At 73.7% G+C, this 448-nt stretch carries 1 pseudogene; it reads right to left on the reverse strand.

Annotated features, from left to right (window positions below):
- Positions 1 to 448 (reverse strand): annotated as a pseudogene (locus tag AX735_RS25680) (dihydroorotase); the annotation flags it as partial.

The following is a 448-nucleotide window of genomic DNA, read 5'->3' on the forward strand; positions in this document are numbered from 1 at the left end:
AACAGGCGGCCCATCGAAATAAGGCCATCGCGCACCAGCCCCAGCGACAGCGGCAGCAGCGTTTCGGCCCCCGCCATGCCGGGCGCGGCATCGGCAAAGGGCAGGCGCTTGTCCTCGGGTCCGCGCGGGTCGTGGCCCGAGGCGATGACGTCGATCGTGCCATCGCCGACCGCTTCGAGCGCCGCCTGGCGATCGTCCTCGCTGCGCAGCGGCGGCGAGAGGCGGGCGAAGGTGCGGAAACCGCCCAGCGCGACATCGGAGAGGAACAGGTGCGCCGGCGTGATCCCGGCGGTGACGCTCAGCCCTTCGGCCTTGGCCGCGCGGACCAGCGCGAGGCCCGCGCGCGTCGTCACCTGGCGGAAATGGACGCGGGCACCCGTCATCCGCACCAGCGCCAGATCGCGCGCGATGGCGATGCTCTCGGCCTCGGCGGGGGCCTGGGGCAGGC

The organism is Blastomonas sp. CCH1-A6, assembly GCF_001556365.1.
GTDB lineage: Bacteria > Pseudomonadota > Alphaproteobacteria > Sphingomonadales > Sphingomonadaceae > Blastomonas > Blastomonas ursincola.